This is a genomic window from Candidatus Dependentiae bacterium (assembly GCA_003511165.1).
Taxonomy (GTDB): Bacteria; Babelota; Babeliae; order Babelales; family UBA12411; genus UBA12411.
Map to the genome: position 1 here is coordinate 1 of DOJW01000006.1, position 16,541 is coordinate 16,541.

Genomic DNA, 16,541 nt, shown 5'->3' on the forward strand with positions numbered 1-16,541 from the left:
AAAAATTTCAAACACAATGAATAACATTTGGTCACAATACCTGACAACATCAATATATTTGGACAATCGTATAACAAATACAATGAATGATGTCTGGGATGATATTTTAACTCTATCTGCTACTAACGAATTGGCACAAATAACAAGCACATATAATTATTTGAATGCAAGAATAACAAGTACGATGAATAATGTTTGGAGCGATTATTTAACGACGTCGGCATATTTAGATAATCGTATAACTAATACGATGAATGATATTTGGATAACTGTTAATAGTTCTTCTGAAGCTGCATTAAGAGCAGAAATAACAAGTACATATAATTATTTGAATGCAAGAATAACAAGTACAATGAATGATGTTTGGGGAAATATATTAACGACATCTTTCAATTATGATTCGCGAATCATAAGTTTAGAAGAAGCTGTTTTTGGAATTAATTTATACAATGCAAATGGCAATATCATTTTGAATCAAGATAAAGGTGTTGATTTCACTGTGCATGCATCTCTTGCTTTGAGTTTAACTCTTTCCAATGAATCTGCAGTTTATATGTACGATGAAAGCACTGAACTTAAATTGTCCGATACTATTTATGTTATTGGGCGTAATAATACGATTGATGTAACAAAGACTTTGACAATAAATGGATTGATAAATTTTGATACCGGTGGTGAACTTATATTTAATTTCGATGATAAATATGAGAATCCAATTGTTTATTTTGGTAGAGATTTAACTTTGCCAGAACTGAGCCGTTTAGCTTTTGCAAACAAAGGTACGGCCGTATTTAAAGATGGAACAACTATACATTTTGATAGTTCTGTGGATGCAAATAGACCAGCTTTAGCTGTTACGAATAATGCGACTCTTATGATTGATGAAAGATTGTCAGGTCATAGCGAGAGTAGTTTAACTCTGCGAGGACTTGGAATAATATCAATTATTGGGGGTGAAATATTTATAGATTCGCTCAAACATTTGATAATAGGTGGTGGCGATACAACAACAGATCGATTTGATATTTATGGAGATAGCGGAGGCGCATTATCATTACTTGGTGTGGGGTCTAAAATATCTATACACAAAGCTTATGTAAATTTGGATTTTGAGCAAGCCGGAATTATTTATATAGGTCAATACGGAACATTTGAAATTAATTCACTAGATTTAGTATCTTCTCCTGGTACCTTGAATAATTTTAAATTTATTTTGAACGGAGAGCTTTGGATTTATAATGATGGAAAATTTGTTTTAGGTGACAATATATCCGACAGCGTAATAAATCTAAATACCACTGGAGCTACAATTGGTGGATATGGAGTTTTACAATATCTGACATCTTCTAGTTTCAGTGGAAGATTGTATGAAAATAATACGAAAGAGTTATCAGTAACTGCAAAAAATTTAATTTCGAATTTATTGCAACGACAAACAAATTTAACGACAAGCGTCTTATTTTGGGATGCAAATGGAAATCAAAAAGTAAGATTATTCAATGGTAATATTGCAACATTAGATGCAGCAGATCTTGTAACTCAAGATGCTTCCAGTGGTATTGTTTATGGAACCAGGGGTGGAAAAGGCTTTAGAATAGACTTAAATGGTAATATAACGAGATTTTAAAGGAGAAGTGATTATGAAGAAAAGTAAAATCTTATATTTATGGTATTTTGTTGGGGTTATATTCCCTATATTTATTACAGCCGATAATGTAGATGAAGTTCAGAAAAGTAATGGAGAAGTTTTACAAAAAAATATATCTCAGGATTTTCGTTCTTTGGATGATAGTTTAGATACTGTAAAGTTGTCTATAAAAGAGGCACAAGAAAATTTACTTTCCAAAATTAATGAGGTTGATAAAAAAAGATTACTCATAAAAAAAGATACTAAAGAAAAATTGACTCAGTTCGAAACAAAATTTAGCGAATTATCAGCAAATATAGGAGCATTGCAGAAGCGCTTGAAAGAGCAAGCTTCGCAATATCAAGAATCTTTAAAAGGTGTTTCTTCGACTGTTAAAGTAAATATAGATACTTTAGAAGGCAAGATTAAAAGTGAATACAAAGTAAATATAGATGCATTAGAGGGCAAACTTAAAGGATTAAATTCATATATTGATAAAATGCAGGTAGACATTGCTTCTATGGCAGATCAAAAAAGTTCGGAAGTTAAAGTGAAGCTTTTATCGATGAATAAAGAATTTGAAGATTTACAAAATAGGTTGAATACAGAAGTGAGCAACATGGTAAGACTTGTTTTAGGTTCTGCATCGAAAAAAGAGATGACTGAAAATTTTAAAGATATGGAATCCAAACTCAAGGCTATAAATGAGTCTGTTGGAGGACTTAATTCGGATTTTGGTTCAAAAGTCTCTGAGTTTGCAGTAGCTCTTAAAGATTTAACTAATCAAAAAGAATTTAAAGAAAAATTTTCTTCCGTAGAGGAACAATTTAGCGGTTTGCGAAATCAACTTGAAACCGTACAATCAGATTTTTCCAAAAAATTTGAGGGTTTTGCTGCTATTCGTGGAAGCTTAGTAGATAGAAAAGAGCTCGAAGCGAAAGTTCAGACATTCGAAAAAGATTTATCGCAATTAACCACTTCATTTTCGAGTGCAAAAAAAGATGTAATAGAACAGTTAAAAAAAGACAATTTTGAATCAAAGACATTTACTTTAGGTGTTGATAAAAAGGTTGCTGAAGTAGATAAAAAATTTGAAGAGTTAAGCAAAGTTTTTGTAGATACAAAAGATAAATTTGTTGCAGAAGTTGGTGGAATGGCCAGAGTGCTTTTAACGTCTGTAACTAAAGCAGAGTTAAATTCTGAAGTTGGTAAAGTTGAAAATAAGCTTGCTAATTTGAAAACAGATTTGGAAAATCTGCAAGGTTCTTTTTCTGAAAAACTTCAGTCAATCTCGCAATCTGTAAGTAGTGCGGCGGCAAAGAAAGATTTGGAAAATAAACTTGAAGGTGTTGATAAGAGATTTACGACTTTAGGTTCTATGGTTGAAAAAGTTTCAAATGATTTTGCAAGAGAAGTAAAAAGTGTTCAAGAGTATGTAACAAATTCTTCGAAAAAAATGACATTAGATCAATCGATGGAGCTTGAGCAAAGACTTAAAAATGTAAATAGCATGATAAGTCAAATTCAATCTAATATTGAAAGTGAAAGCTTAAAATTAGTAGGAATGAAAACAGAATTCGTTTCCAAAAAGGAAGCTTTATCAAAGGTTGGAGAAGTTGATAAAAAGATAAATGATTTAGGCGGTTCGCTTGATAAAGTACAAAAAGATTTGACTTTGAGTCTCGGAGAAGTTTCAAGAATTAGTAAAGATGTTGTAACCAAAGAAGATTTTTTAAGTACTGTTGGCAAGGTGGAAGGTAAGCTTGCTAATTTGAAAACAGATTTGGAAAATCTGCAAGGTTCTTTTTCTGAAAAACTTCAATCAATTTCACAATCTGTAAGTAGTTCAGCTGCGAAAAAAGAGTTGGAAATTAAACTTGAAGATGTTGATAAAAGATTTGCATCGTTAAATAAAGTTGTTGAAAATATAACCGATAATTTTTCTAAAGAGTTTAAAAATGTAGAAACAGCAAGCGAGGGTGTTGCAAAAAAGATTGTAAGCGGAAAAGTTGTTGAACTCGAGGGTAAACTTTTTGGAATTGATAATTTAATTGGTGAAGTTCAAAAAAGATTGGCTAGTGAAAGTGAAGCTTTGTCGGCATTGAAAATTGGTGCTGTTACTAAACAAGAGATGAAAACAAAAATTGAAGAAATGGATAATAGAATTTTATCCATGAATGGAGCTTTTGATAAACTTCAAAAAGATTTATCCGAATCATTTTTTGAACTTTCAAAAATTAATAAAAACATGGTTATGAAAGATGATTTTGAAACTGTTAATCGAAAGATTCAAGAAAGATTCGAAATTCTTATTACTAAAGCTGACGATATAATTACAAAGAAGGTAAAGGAAAAAGTAGCAGCTTTAGAAAAGAGAGTGACTTACTTAACTGAAAAGGTTCAGCTTCTTGAAAAACAAAAAAGAGAACTCGAACAAAAATCTTCCAAAGAAGAATTAAGTAAATTAATTCAAAATTCTGTAAAAAAACATCTTTATTCTGCTTCAGTTCCAAGAGCAAGAAGAAGTGCTGCTATGGATAATGATTTAGAGGAGTGAGAAAAATATGAAAAATTTTAAAATATATTTTTTTATTTTTTTATTTTCTGCTTGCTCTGTTTTGAGCGCAGAGGAGATTGCATCTTCTACTCAAGTTTCTAATGTTGACAAAAAGACAAAAGAAATTAAACAGGATCCGGTAGATGCATTAATAGCATCTTTGGATAAAGATGAAACAGAAACTGATTCTTTAGAGCCGGTGAGTGGAGAAATTCAAGAGATCGATTCTGAGGTTAAATTGGTTGTTGATAAAGCTGTCGATGAAGTAGAACAAAAAGATTATGAAAAACAGCATATAAAATTAGAAAAACAAATAGATAAAGAAATAAAAACAGAAATTCAAAAACAAGCATATGAAGTACGTAAGAGCGCTCTCAAGGATGATATTTATGGAAGAGTAAAGCTAAAAGAACTAAAGGATGATGATTTTATTTACAAGATTCCAACCTGGCCGTTTCATTCTATTTTTTATGCGGAGAAAGATCTTGTAGAGTTTTCTTTGGATGCAAAGTGGTTAAACAAAGCTTATAATTCTTCGGGACATACTGTTGATATCGCATCACTGATTTTTGGTAGAAATTCTTTTGAACTACAAGATATGTTATTGATAAGTAAATTGCTTAGGGCAGGAAAAATAGATCAAAATGATTCTTCGGATGGAATTCCTACTCCAGGTCATCAAAATGGTACTCCTGGTTCGCAGTATCATTATTTTTACGTTTTAGCAGATCAACCTCTCAAATTTCATGCATCTACTGATATGCAAACATTCGCAGCGAAATATGCGCGACATTTTTGGGATGGAAGAATTTCATTTGGTTTAGAAATACCGATTGTCAGAAGAAAAAATAAAATAGAGTTGCAATCTAATTTTTCTGACTCTGTTCATGGTCTTTTATCGCAATATCATCCTCATTTTTTTGATACATACGACTCGCTGGATGATTTTGTTGAAACTATTTTAAGTGCAAATAATATTGGTTATAACAAAAGAGACACGGAAGTTGGCCTTGGAGATATATCAGTTTTTATAAATACTGAAATTAAGTCTCGATATTTTGAACGATTTATATTTGGATTTAAAGCATTGTTTCCTACTTCAAATGATAAAATTGCTTACGAGCTCTGGAAGCCGCAGCTTGGAAATGGTGGTTTTGTTGAGTTGTCATTATTTTCTTCTTTTTTATGGGGTGTTAATGATTTTATAAATCCACATATTTTTACAGAAGTTACTGGTAGCATACCGGCAAATGTAGTGAGGAGAGTTCCGCAAAAGGTTACTTATGATGTTGCAACCACTACTCCTATAAATAGTTTGTTGAAAATGGCTACGTCCGGTTCGGTTTATAAGTTACCATTTTCGGAAGATGATGTGACGGTGAGAAATTGTGCCACTGAAGCAAGATCTGTCAGGGTTCGAAGAGGGCCTCAGGTTTTTGCAAGATTTGGAAATCAATTTGAAAATGTTTTTTCGAAAAAATCTTTTTTAGATATTTATTATGATGTGCGTCTAAAAGCAAAAGATTATATAAGCCGGGGAAATCTTGAAAGTAAATATGATACCACAATGTTAACTTACGATACTTATGAATTGGCAAATAGATTAGGTCTGACTTATCTTTATCAATTTGATAGTAGAAAGAGAATTGATGTAGGCGCTTCTTATTTGTTTACAGGTCAGAATGTTCCAAGGACATTAGAACTTTACGCAGCATTTAGTATCGAATTTTAAAGTTATTTGTTTAAAAAAGAAGGAGCGAATTTATTCGCTCCTTCTTTTTCATTTATTTGTTTATGAATGTTCCAAAATAAATAACTAGATTTTTACAAATCTCATTATTCAAAATTTCTTCACCGTTAATTGTTTCTATTGTTTTGCCGAATTTTGCTTCTCCTGTTAAAATTCGTACACCAAAAGGACATCCGCATTCAATAAGTGCATTTTCTCCAAGATACATCATTACATGGAAAACTCGCTTTGGTTTGTCGGCTCTTGCATAAAAGATTAAATCAGCCGGTTTTAATTGAGATCCATTTTCTAATTTTTTACATGCTAAATATTGATCTATAGCGTTTCTTGGCAAAGTTAAATTGCTGCATAAATATGCTAAACGAGTTAAACCAGAACAATCAACTTTGTTGCAGCTACATCCGCCCCAACAGTATGAATATCTTAAAAAGTTTTTGGCACAATTTATGATATTTGTTCTTAATTCTTTTTCTGTTAAACCGCTCAAATATTCATAAGAGTTAATATCATTAGAATTTATTTTTGCATAAGATCCATCAGGTAAAATTATTTGGTACCAGGAAACATCTAACTTTCTAATTATAGTTAATTTAGTACCAAGAGAAAGTTGCATTATTTCTTTTGCAGGTTCTTCGAGTGAATAAATTTTTGCTTTTTGATTGCAAACAATAGCATTAGGGATAGAAAATATTTGTGTTTTATTGATGTAACCAATGACTTTTTTATTTTCAAAGCCTTGGCCTATTGCTTCCACTTTTACGAAATCTCCTTCAGGGCCTACTTCTTCTAAAATGCTTACTTCTTCTCCAAATAATAATTGAGAATCAATATTAGGATTTCTATTTTCAGGAGGGAGAGTCGCAAGAAAATTTCTTACATTTTGTGGCAAATGGCCAAAAGTCTTTTCAGAAAGATTTGCATCTACTTCTGTAGGAATATTTACAAGTAAATCAACAACAGGCTGATTAATTACAAATTTGCAAGAAATTGTACTAGTAATGAATATGCTAGCAATAAATAATATTTTTAGATTTTTCACTGAATTCCTTTAGCAGCCTAAATCTAATGGTTGCAGTTCTGTTTCAAAGTAATCGCGGTACAACTTTTCAGGTAGTGTTTTGGGATCAACTTGACTAGTGATTTCTGATAAATCACCGCTTGTGTTTGTTTTCCAAAATAGAACTGTTTTATTTTCTAATTTTTTATTTTGTACATCATCAATCAGAGCTGCAAAAGCTTTTCCGCTATAAGTACCTTCAAGCTTAATTTTTTCTGTTTCATTTAATAGCTTGATAGCATTGTGAACTTGCGGTGTGATATGCGCATAGCCTTCGCCGAAGAAATTGTTGTTTACTAAAACATCGGTTGGTTTGATTTCAAACTTTGGAAATGATGGATCTAATTTGTTTAAATATTGCGCAGTTAAGTTATGGATTCTTGCAATATCTTCTGCTGTTTCTATTTCATAACTTTGAGGAATAGCTCGAACTCCAATGACTTTTACTTCATCTAAACCTGCAACTTTTAATCCGAGCATTAATCCAGCAATGAATCCCATAGTTGCAAATCCGATATAAATATAGTCTGGTTTTGGTAAAATTTTATCATCAATTTGTTTTTTTAATTCTAGTGCTGCATTTACAGAACCTGCACAGCCAATTTCGTTTGATCCTCCAAGTGGCATATAATAATTTTGACAACTTTTTTGGTATTCTCGTACAGCCTCATTACGTTCAGCCCAATTTTTGTAATAATGTATTTCTGCATCGAAATATTTCATTAAAAGCAGATTGCGTATTGTGTAAGCGGTTGGACGTTGCGGAGTTAAAAGGGCGATGCATTTTATTCCGAGTTGTTTTGCATCTTGAGCTACGGATACAACATAATTTGATCCCGCGGGACCCATTGCTAAAATAGCATTTGCTTGTTGAGCTTTGGCTTGAGCGCATGTAAAACCATTTTTTCTTGGCTTACTGCCGCCGAAAGGATCTTCAGTTAAGCCATCATCTTTTACAAAAATATTGCATGAGGTGTTTAATTTTACGGATAGATTGTTTAATTTTGTGATTGGGGTTGGAAGATTTGCAAAAGGGATGTAAGGCAATTGTGTTTGAAGAGTTGGAAATTGGTCGAATAGCGGGAGAGATTCGTTAGCTTTTAATTCTTTCGAAAAAATAAAGTTTGTTAACGTTAGGCTTAGAACAAGAACGAATAAAAATATTTTTTTGAAACTGTTTAACATTTGTTACCTTTCTTTTTTATTTTATATTATCTAAAACTCGAATTTTCATAATGAACGTTTATAAATTATTTTTAATTGTCTTGTAAATAAAATATTTAAAATTAAATAAAAGGATAAATATAAATGAAAAAGATTTTCCTGTTTATAATTTTGCTTTTATTCCTCGTACCAAATTGTTTTTGTTTGTCTGGTAAAAATAAAGAGGATCTTTCAACGTTAATCAAAAAAGAAATGAACCAAAAAAATATTGTAGGGTTGAGCATAGCAGTGATCGATGATCACGATGTGATTTGGTCAGAGGGGTTTGGTTTTGCAGACAGAGATAAACAAAAAGTTGCGACGCCTGAAACTGTTTATTGTTTAGGTTCGATGTCAAAACTTTTTACTGATTTTGCCATATTGCAACTTTATGATCGAGGAATAATTGATATTGATAAACCACTGCAAACATATTTGCCCGATTTTTCTATTAAAACATTGAATAAAAATCAAAAAGATATAACTCTGCGAGATCTTATATGTCATTGTAGCGGATTGCCAAGAGATTTTCTTAAGGATGGACATGGCAAATCACATGTAGATTTTTCTGCAGAGATGGATAACAATTTTTTAAAAGAACTTAGCGAAACTTATCGATTTTCTTCGAGCGATCCTATTTATGCATATTCAAATATAGGAGTTACTCTTTTAGGTTTATTGATTTCAAAAAAAGCTGGAGAGCATTTTGTATCATATATGGATAAATATGTTTTTTTTGATTTAAAAATGAATTCTTCATCTTTTCGTTTGACTACTCGATTAAATAATTTTGTATCAAAAGGGTATACAAGAGGTGTGGAAGATAGATGGTTTGCTGGTAATTATTACCCGGCCTCAGCACTAAATTCTTCAGTGTTAGATGTTAGTAATTTTATAAAAATGATTTTTGCAGAAGGCGTTTTTGAAGGCAAGAGAGTTCTTTCAAAAGATTTAGTTAAAGAAATGTACACAGTACAAAACAGTGAAAATCTTTTTGATTTTGGTTTTAAAATGGGCTTAGGATGGAAGCTTGGTCAATTTGATGCGAATCATAAATTGAATTATTCAGGTCCGATTGCTTTTCATTATGGATTTGTGACTCCATTTAATGGTTTGGTTGTAATCTTGCCAGAATGTAAAATTGGAGTAGTTGTATTATTAAATTCTTTCCCTTCTGGCGGTTTATCAAGCCAAATAATTTTTGAAGTTTTGAGTTTGATATTAAAACAAAAAAATTTAGAAAATAGCAATGTGCAAACAGATGATTTACAGAACTATGATTGTGATGGATCCAAAGTTGAAGGTTTATATAATTTATCAGCCGGTGTTGCTGAAATAAAAAAACAAAATGGCAAATTAATTTTTGAAAGCTCTCAAAAATCTTTTTATTTTTCAAGAAATTCTGAAACTGGATTTTATGAATTGTGCAATTTGGATGGATCCAAGGCAAGTAAATATTCAGATTTAGGTTTTAGATTTGAAAATAAAGCAGAACATGATTTCATTATAGCAAATGAAAATGGGAGAAATTTTGTGTGGGGTTTGCGGATTGATACGCCTAATTATAGTAATGAATGGAAAGAAAGAGCTGGAGTATATCAAATAATAAATTTGGATGGAGGCGATGCTAATCTTGGTGATATTGCTATAAAATTTGATGAAAATCGAAATTTGATGTTTTTTGCTTACTCTTATCCTGTTGCTCTTACCCCTCAAAAGGATTTTTTATTATCTCCAATTAATAATGATTTAGCTTTTTTAAATTTGCTTCCTCTTGGAAAAGAAAGTGGGGAAGCTTTAGAGGTTATAAAGGAAAAAGGACGAGAAGTTCTTTTGTATTTGGGTTACAAATTAAAGAGAACTGTTTGAATTACTTTGAAATCCAAAAAGAAGTGCCTTTTTTATTGATTTTCCAATTTTGATGAAGTGTATGTGATCCGCCTTCTTTGGATTTTAAGAATTTGATTATTTCGCTTATAAAATTGGAACTAATCTGAAATTTTACTTTTTCACTGCAAAGCCATTTGATGATTAATCTATTTTGTAAAACTTCATGCGTCGCAAGGAATGTTTTTAAATTACCAATAAGCAGTTTATCATTTTGTTGAAACATATTGATAAATATGTCGTTTGTTAATTGATCTAAAAATTCATTTTCTTTGATGAGCGCGGTAAGAGTATCTTGAAATTTAATATCAAAGCGACTATCGCATTCTCTGAGAGCTGGAATTATATTTTTACGAATGCGATTACGCAGAAATTTTTCACTATAATTACTTTCGTCTTCTATATATGTAAGATTGTTTTCTTTTAAATAATTTAAGATTTCATCTTTTGAAATATCAAGAAGTGGACGAATGTAAAATCCATCTATTTCTTTCATACATGTTAAACCGCTCAAAGTTGTTCCGCGTAAAATTCGCCACAAAAATGTTTCTTGTTGGTCTTGCAAGTGATGTGCAAGTGCTACGAAATCAGCATTATGTTTTTGTACTGATTCATCAAAGAATTGTCTACGTAGGTTTCTTCCGAGTTCTTCTTTGGAGCCATTTGATTTTATAGGATCAAATGAAGATGCATTTACTATCTCGAGTTGTATTTGAAATTGATTACATAAATCTCTGCAAAAATTTTCATCGATTATCGCTTCTTGTCTCCAACCATGATTTAAATGTGCGGCAATAAGTGTGATTTTGTTTTCATGATGAAGATTTTTTAATGCATGAAAAAGAAAAGTAGAGTCGGCACCGCCAGACAAGCCCAAAATTATTTTAGGCTTGCTGGTAGATTTGGTTAATGATAAAACTTTGGTTTTTATTTTTTCTAAAATCATTTTTTAAAGTTATCCATTTGCAGAGATTAAATATTTTTCGATAAAAGGCATAATGTCACCATCAAGTACTAAATCAGGTTGCGGTGATTCCAAATCAGTTCTATGATCTTTTACCATTTTATAAGGGTGAAGAACATAAGAGCGAATTTGAGAGCCCCATTCAATTTTCTTTCTTTCAACTGAAGATTCTTTAGTCTTCTTTTCTTGTTCTTGTACTTCTACTAATTTAGCCATAAGCATTTTCATAGCGGTTTGCTTATTTTGCAGTTGCGATCTTTCATTTTGACATTGAACTACTATTCCTGATGGAATATGTGTTATTCGTACAGCCGAGTCTGTTTTGTTGACGTGTTGTCCACCTTTTCCACCGGCACGGTAAGTATCGACTCGTAAATCTTCATCTTTAATTTCAATTTTAGCATCTGCAATTTCTGGAGTTGCTGTTATAGCGGCAAATGATGTATGTCTTTTTTTGTTTGCATCAAAAGGGGAAATTCTAACTAAGCGATGAATACCATTTTCAGCTTTTAGTAACCCAAAAGCATTTTTACCGCGGATAAATAAAACAGCAGATTTGATTCCTGCTTCTTCACCATCTTGATAATCTAGAACGTCAACTTTGAAACCTTCACGTTCGCAAAATCTTAAATACATTCTAAGAAGGATATTGGCCCAATCCTGGGATTCTGTTCCACCAGCTCCCGAATTTATTGATAAGAAGCAATTATATTTATCTTCTTCTTTGTTTAATAAAAGTTCGATTTTGAATTTGCTAATTTTTCTACAGAGTTGGTGAATCTCTCCTTTTACTTTATTTAACTCGTTTTCATCTTCGCCAAAAAGTTCGATAAGTTCGCAAAGATCTTTAAATGAATTATTGATAGTAGAGTAGTCTTCACGGAGTTCTTTTATGTTTTGGAATTCTTTGGACAAATTTATTTGGTTAGGATGTTTCCAGAACTCTTCAGAATTTATTGTTTGATTTAAAGTGTTGTATTTATCTTCAAGTTTATTGTTTTCCCAAAAAAGGTTTATTGTTTTTAAATCAGGTTCTACCGATTTGAGCTTTTCTCGTAATTCGTCAATTAACATAATTTAATACCAAAAGTTTAAATGTTTAATGAAGGTTATCTTTTAACAATATATAGGATAAAAGTTAATTGAGACTAACTTTTATCCTATATATTGTTATAGAATAGATTATAAAAAAGAACTTAGCTTATTGAAAGCTCCTTATAATATTTAAGAATATATTATATTTTGGGACCTTTTCTGCCTTCATTTGGTTTTGCCCATGTTCTATCTGGGAAATGCTTTTTATCTACAAATTTTTTCTGTGAATATAAAACATTCTTACCAAAGTTCTTTTTTTTAGATTTTGAGACGGGGCCATTGTTTTTTAGCGTTTTTCCTACTTTTTTCATTATTAATCTCCTTTATTAATTACATTATTATTAATAGTAAGATATATTTTTACTATTTGTCAATAATTGATGTATTAAAGTTTTGAAGTTAATTAAAGGTATATAATTGTTTGTTTTTTAAGTTCGAATGTTTAATGATTTTTTACATTACATTATTGAGATAGAAATTGTTTGTTTTAGTATTAACAATAATACTGCAATTTGAAGATGTTGAAATTGTATATTTTTATAAAAAAAATATTGAAAAGAGGTCTGTTTTTTGAGCTTTTTCTAAAATATTTTAAAAAAAATGAAAAAAATATCTTCATTGAAATCATCGATCCGCAAGTGTTTTTCGGAGATTGATATTTGAAAAATAAAATAAAAAATAAAAAAAACGAAAAAAAACCTTGCAACTCTAAAAAAAAGGTTATACAATTAGCTCCATGATCAAGACAGCAAGTCGAAGATCGAGGTTGAAATAAGTACTTTCTGGATCGAAGAAAAGAGCGATCTTAAGCAACAGAAAGTTACTGTTTTTGGAGGTAAAAAAATTGACTCTTTTGACATCCATAGAAATTAGAAATGGGCGAGTCGAAAAATATGTTTGGATCTCGCAATTCTTTTGTAAATATCAAGCATAATATTAAATGTTATGATATGGAGAGTTTGATCCTGGCTCAGAATAAACGCTGGCGGCGTGCCTAACACATGCAAGTCGAACGAGAAAGTTTCTTCGGAAACAAGTAAAGTGGCGGACGGGTGAGAAACGCGTGAGAATTTCCCTTTCAGTGAAGAATACCTCCGAGAAATCGGAGTTAATACTGCATACGCCCTACGGGGTAAAAGGTGGCCTCTTTGCTACCGCTGAAAGATAAGCTTGCGTACTATTAGCTAGTTGGTGAGGTAATGGCTTACCAAGGCAATGATGGTTAGCCGGCCTGAGAGGGTGTACGGCCACACTGGGACTGAGACACGGCCCAGACTCCTACGGGAGGCAGCAGTGGGGAATATTGCACAATGGGCGAAAGCCTGATGCAGCGACGCCGCGTGGAGGATGACGGTTTTCGGATTGTAAACTCCTGTTAAGTGGGAAGAAAGACCTATAAATAATACGTATAGGGGATGACGGTACCACTAGAGAAAGCTCCGGCAAACTTCGTGCCAGCAGCCGCGGTAATACGAGGGGAGCGAGCGTTATTCGGAATCACTGGGCGTAAAGAGCGTGAAGGTGGTTGATTAAGTCAGCTGTTAAATACCTCGGCCTAACTGAGGATCGGCGGTTGATACTGATTGGCTAGAGCTTAGGAGAGAGAAGTGGAATTATCGGAGTAGCGGTAAAATGCGTAGATCTCGATAGGAACACCGATGGCGAAGGCAGCTTCTTGGCCTAATGCTGACACTCAAGCGCGAAAGCGTGGGGAGCAAACAGGATTAGATACCCTGGTAGTCCACGCTGTAAACGATGATCACTAAATGTGGGTTTTGTTTAGCAAAATCTGTGTTGAAGCTAACGCGATAAGTGATCCGCCTGAGTAGTACGGTCGCAAGACTAAAACTCAAAGGAATTGACGGGGGTCCGCACAAGCGGTGGAACATGTGGTTTAATTCGACACTACGCGAGGAACCTTACCTAGGCTTGACATATATCTGACTGCTATAGAAATATAGTTTTCTAAGTTTACTTAGACAGATAAACAGGTGCTGCATGGCTGTCGTCAGCTCGTGTCGTGAGATGTTGGGTTAAGTCCTCTAACGAGCGCAACCCCTACCGTTAGTTGCTACTTCTTTTAGAAGGCACTCTAGCGGGACTGACTAGGAAACTAGTAGGAAGGTGGGGATGACGTCAAGTCCGCATGGTCCTTATGTCTAGGGCTACACACGTGTTACAATGGCTAATACAATGGGATGCCAACCCGCGAGGGCGAGCAAACCTCTTAAAATTAGTCTAAGTTCAGATTGGAGTCTGCAACTCGACTCCATGAAGTTGAAATCGCTAGTAATCGCATATCAGAACGATGCGGTGAATACGTTCTCGGACCTTGTACACACCGCCCGTCAAACCATGGAAATCGTTTATACCAGAAATCATTTTAGCTAACCTCTATGAGGAGGCGAATGCTGAAGGTATGGGGGATGACTGGGGTTAAGTCGTAACAAGGTAGCTGTAGGAGAACCTGCGGCTGGATCACCTCCTTTCGAGGGAGAAAAAAGCCTTTTTTATGGCTAATAAGGTGTGATAATTACAAAAAGTTCCGAGATCCAAACATTTTTTATTAAAGGTTCGGGCCTATAGCTCAGGTGGCTAGAGCGCCCTGCTGATAACGGGGAGGTCAGTCGTTCAAGTCGACTTAGGCCCACCATATTTATGGTGATTTTAGGTTTAAAATTTCTCTTATCGGGGGTGTAGCTCAGTTGGTAGAGCGTCCGTTTTGCACACGGAAGGTCAGCGGTCCGATTCCGCTCACCTCCACCAAAATTAAGTTTTATAATTTCTATTGGATATTGAGTTTGAAAATTCTGTGATCTTTTGAAATATTTGTAATCTGTAAAGCTGGTATATTTCGACGTATATTACAATTTTTATAAATTTGTAGATAATTGAAAAGGGTATTTGGAGAATGCCTTGGCATCAGAAGGCGATGAAGGAAGTGGAAGACTGCTGTAAGCTCCGGGGAGTTGTCAATCAAGCATTGATCCGGAGATTTCCGAATGGGAAAACCTGTTTAGGTTAAATTCTAAACATTTTTACTTGAATCTATAAAGTAAAAAAGCCAACGGCGTGAACTGAAACATCTAAGTAGCGCTAGGAAAAGAAAACGAATGTGATTCCCTAAGTAGTGGTGAGCGAACTGGGAACAGCTGAAAACTTATTTTGTGTAAGCTTGCATGCGTTGCAAAGTAAGGGAAGTGGGATTTAATGTCTAATTAATGCAATGATTAGGTTGTTTTGATCAAATTAGTTGAATGCTCTGGAACGGGCAACCATAGAAAGTTGTAGTCTTGTAAACGAAAATTTGATTTGAAATGATATTTATTCTCCCAAGTACCATGGAGCACGTGAAATTCCGTGGGAATCTGCCCCGACCATGGGGTAAAGCTAAATACTCTCTGATGACCGATAGTGAACTAGTACCGTGAGGGAAAGGTGAAAAGAACCCCGGGAGGGGAGTGAAATAGAAACTGAAACCAAATATCTATAAGCGGTGGAAGCGATATATAAGTATGCGCGACCACGTACCTTTTGCATAATGGGCCAACGAGTTACTCCTACATTGCGAGGTTAAGTTTTGAAAGAACGGAGCCGTAGCGAAAGCAAGTCTTAATAGGGCGATTAGTAGTGTGGGGTAGACCCGAAACCTAGTGAGCTATCCATGGACAGGTTGAAATCTTGGTAACACAAGATGGAGGACCGAACCGGTGTGGGTTGAAAACTGCTCGGATGATCTGTGGATAGGAGTGAAAGGCTAATCAAACTAGGAAATAGCTGGTTCTTCTCGAAATATATTTAGGTATAGCCTTGTTGGATTTGTTGTGGCGGTAAAGCGACAGTTTTGGCTAGGGGGCGTAAGCCTACCAAACTTTTACTAACTCTGAATGCCATGATTTTAGAAGACAGGAGTCAGACCCCGGGGGATAAGCTCAGGGGTCAAAAGGGAAACAGCCCAGACCATCAGCTAAGGNNTCACTGGTCAAGTATTTTTGCGCTAAAGTATAAGCGGGGCTCAAGCGAACCACCGAAGCTATGGATCACATTGATAAAATGTGGTGGTAGAGAAGCGTTCTTTAATAGATACGAGCTTGATTGTAAAAACAGGTGACGTTGATTAAAGAAGTGAGTATGTTGGCATAAGTAACGAAAAANNAAACAGGTTAAATATTCCTGTACCACTTTTTAGTGTTTGAGCAACGGGATGACGCAGTAAGATAGATTGACTTGGCTTTTGGATTGCCAAGCTAAGCATTTAGAAGGATTTTGTAGGTAAATCCGCAAAATCGTTATCTTTGAGGTGTGATGGGCATATCAATCTAATCGAAAGATATGTTCGATTGATTCTACACTGACTAGAAAAATCTCTAGCGAATTAAAAAGTGATCGTACCGTAAACCG

8 protein-coding genes, 2 tRNA genes, 2 rRNA genes and 1 other annotated feature are annotated in these 16,541 nt (G+C 33.8%); of the genes, 8 read left to right on the forward strand and 4 right to left on the reverse strand.

Annotation, left to right across the window (positions count from 1 at the left end):
- The 3 genes from DEA20_02720 to DEA20_02730 all read left to right on the forward strand — a co-directional run.
- A partial coding sequence (locus DEA20_02720) for a hypothetical protein (protein HBS48087.1) occupies positions 1–1,627 on the forward strand: 1,627 nt, incomplete at its 5' end.
- Between the two features lie 13 nt (positions 1,628–1,640).
- Entirely contained in the window at positions 1,641–4,184 is a 2,544-nt protein-coding gene (locus tag DEA20_02725) for a hypothetical protein (GenBank protein ID HBS48088.1), read from the forward strand.
- Positions 4,185–4,191: 7 nt separating this feature from the next.
- Entirely contained in the window at positions 4,192–5,916 is a 1,725-nt protein-coding gene (locus tag DEA20_02730; GenBank protein ID HBS48089.1) for a hypothetical protein, read from the forward strand.
- Positions 5,917–5,968: 52 nt separating this feature from the next.
- Here the strand turns inward: DEA20_02730 and DEA20_02735 are convergent, their stop codons facing one another.
- Positions 5,969–6,973, reverse strand: a complete 1,005-nt coding sequence (locus tag DEA20_02735) for a hypothetical protein (protein ID HBS48090.1) — start codon at positions 6,971–6,973, stop codon at positions 5,969–5,971.
- A gap of 9 nt (positions 6,974–6,982) precedes the next feature.
- Positions 6,983–8,176: a hypothetical protein gene (locus DEA20_02740; protein HBS48091.1), complete on the reverse strand. Its 1,194-nt coding sequence runs from the start codon at positions 8,174–8,176 to the stop codon at positions 6,983–6,985.
- A 123-nt stretch (positions 8,177–8,299) separates the two neighbouring features.
- On the opposite strand from DEA20_02740, the gene DEA20_02745 reads away from it, so the two are divergent.
- Positions 8,300–10,063, forward strand: a complete 1,764-nt coding sequence (locus DEA20_02745; protein HBS48092.1) for a hypothetical protein — start codon at positions 8,300–8,302, stop codon at positions 10,061–10,063.
- Between the two features lies 1 nt (position 10,064).
- Here the strand turns inward: DEA20_02745 and tilS are convergent, their stop codons facing one another.
- A complete protein-coding gene (gene tilS / locus DEA20_02750) occupies positions 10,065–11,027 on the reverse strand; it encodes a tRNA lysidine(34) synthetase TilS (protein ID HBS48093.1) in 963 nt (320 codons plus the stop codon).
- 9 nt (positions 11,028–11,036) lie between these two features.
- Positions 11,037–12,119: a peptide chain release factor 2 gene (locus DEA20_02755; protein ID HBS48094.1), complete on the reverse strand. Its 1,083-nt coding sequence runs from the start codon at positions 12,117–12,119 to the stop codon at positions 11,037–11,039.
- Positions 12,120–13,089: 970 nt separating this feature from the next.
- Between DEA20_02755 and DEA20_02760 the strand changes: the two genes are divergently transcribed.
- The 4 genes from DEA20_02760 to DEA20_02775 all read left to right on the forward strand — a co-directional run.
- Positions 13,090–14,630 (forward strand): 16S ribosomal RNA (locus DEA20_02760).
- A gap of 86 nt (positions 14,631–14,716) precedes the next feature.
- A tRNA-Ile gene (locus DEA20_02765) sits at positions 14,717–14,793 on the forward strand.
- A 37-nt stretch (positions 14,794–14,830) separates the two neighbouring features.
- Positions 14,831–14,906, forward strand: a tRNA-Ala gene (locus tag DEA20_02770).
- A gap of 117 nt (positions 14,907–15,023) precedes the next feature.
- Positions 15,024–16,294: a sequence feature (possible 23S ribosomal RNA but 16S or 23S rRNA prediction is too short), on the forward strand.
- 2 nt (positions 16,295–16,296) lie between these two features.
- Positions 16,297–16,541 (forward strand): 23S ribosomal RNA (locus DEA20_02775); the annotation flags it as partial.